The sequence below is a fragment of the Kitasatospora sp. NPDC033851 genome (assembly GCF_055576085.1).
Map to the genome: position 1 here is coordinate 5297 of NZ_JBVIRL010000074.1, position 2044 is coordinate 7340.

Here is a 2044-nt window from a genome sequence, read left to right on the forward strand (position 1 = left end):
GACCGTGGCCGTCACGGTGTTGGTGGCGGTGTCGATCACGCTGACGGTGTTGTCGCCCTCGTTGGTCACGTACGCGTGCAGTCCGTCGGGAGTGACAGCCACATCGAACGGTCCGGTACCCACGACGACCGTGGCCGTCACGGTGTTGGTGGCGGTGTCGATCACGCTGACGGTGTTGTCGCCCTCGTTGGTCACGTACGCGTGCAGTCCGTCGGGAGTGATCGCCACCCCGGTCGGGAAGCTGCCCACTGCCACCGTCGGATCCGGCGGCGTCACCGCCGCACTCTGCTTGGGCCTTCCGAGGCCCAACAGTTGACGCCACCTCGACTGAAAACTCTTGGCCATGACACACCCCTTGATCCAGATCTGATCGGGATGGGGCGCCCGAGAGGAGTAGTTGACGCTCCATCAGATGGAGGGCGTCAACAAGAGCGTCTCGCAACCTTCCAAGGGTGCCCACCCGGCGTCTCCGCTGGCCGTCACGGCCAGAACAGGCAACGGCCTGTCCCCCGGGAAGGGATGGGCAGCCCACCGGGTCGAACGTCAGCAGTAACGCACCATCCCCGTGGCCAGAACAGGCCGCACGCGAATAATTCACCCTGATGGAGTAATCGAGTCGTCGACTCGATTCCACAAAGAGAAGGGCGTCTACGGCGGCGGCGAGGCGGATATGGTGGTCGACCAAGCAGCAGGCGACGGCTTGCGCGGCTCGGGCTTTTCCATGGCTGGCTGCCATGCAGTTGGCCCTGCTCGTGACCAGCCGAAGCCGCAATGGCTGATCAACTCACCTGATGCCAGCCCCTTGAGGCACTTCTACATGCTGGGGCGTTCCCGCCGGCAGGTTGATGGGCCCACTCTTCCCGCCCTGGCGAGCCTCGCGCCCGAGGGGCGCGCTGCATGTCTGAGCGAGCCGGGCTTCTCCTTTCCGTCCTGCCATAAGCCTGCCTTGATCATATGTCAACTGACTTGCTCCGTCAGGGTGAATTATTCGTGTGCGGCCTGTTCTGGCCACGGGGATGGTGCGTTACTGCTGACATTCGACCCGGTGGGCTGCCCATCCCTTCCCGGGGGACAGGCCGTTGCCTGTTCTGGCCGTGACGGCCAGCGGAGACGCCGGGTGGGCGCCCATGGAAGGCTGCGAGACGCTCTTCATCTAAGCTTGTTGTTTTACTTTCGGTGATCGACTCGAGGTTGTTCGATCTGGTCACCCACATGAGGATCTTCGGGACATGGCGACGACCTCCGTTTCACGCTGTGTGATGTCGAGTCGCACAGTGGTCACGGAGGTCGTCGGTGTCGAGTGTGGTCCCTGAAGCCGTTCGCCAGCAGGCTCTTGCGGAACTGTCCTCCTTTCGAATGGACTTGTACGCCGCGATGCCCCGCCGCGCGGACGCACTGTTCGAGCTGTCGGATGCCCTGCTGTGTGCCGACGGGCCGGTCCGCGCCCTGGTCGAGCTGGCCCTGGCGCCCGAGCACCGGCGCTCGCACGGCTCCCTGTACGCCGCCCTGAACCGCGGGACCTCGACGCGGACGGCCTTCTGCGCGCGATCGCGGCCCGAAGCGTGCCCCGCGGCCCAGGCGGGCGGATCGTGCTCGCCGTCGACGTGTCCGCCTGGCTGCGGCCGGACGCCAACACGAGCAATGCCCGTTCCTTCTGCCACACCTACGGCCGTCGTGAGAACACGCACGAGATGGTGCCCGGCTGGCCCTACTCCTTCGTCGCCGCCCTGGAGTCGGGCTCGACCTCGTGGACAGCCCTACTGGACGCCAAGCGCCTGGAGCCCGGTGCGGACACCGCGGCCGTCACCGCCACCCAACTGCGAGAGGTCCTGCACGGAATCCTCGACGCCGGGCACTGGAAGCTCGGCGACCCGCCGGTGCTGATCGTGGCGGACACCGCTACGACGGCCCGCGCCTGGCCTACCTCCTGCGGGACCTGCCCGTCCAGGTCGTGGTGCGGATGCGCTCCGACCGCGTCTTCTTCAACCCCGTGCCCGACGACTACCGGGCGGGCCCCAAAGGCGGCCAACCCCGCAGTCACGGA

At 66.4% G+C, this 2044-nt stretch carries 1 protein-coding gene and 1 pseudogene; one reads left to right on the plus strand and one right to left on the minus strand.

Annotation, left to right across the window (positions count from 1 at the left end; all coding sequences use genetic code 11):
• Window positions 1–276, minus strand: a 276-nt coding sequence (locus ACZ51D_RS43300; protein ID WP_465665804.1) for a YncE family protein, incomplete at its 3' end; no start/stop codon positions are given.
• 1098 nt (window positions 277–1374) lie between these two features.
• Here ACZ51D_RS43300 and ACZ51D_RS43305 point away from each other — a divergent pair.
• Window positions 1375–2044, plus strand: a pseudogene (locus tag ACZ51D_RS43305) (transposase); the annotation flags it as partial.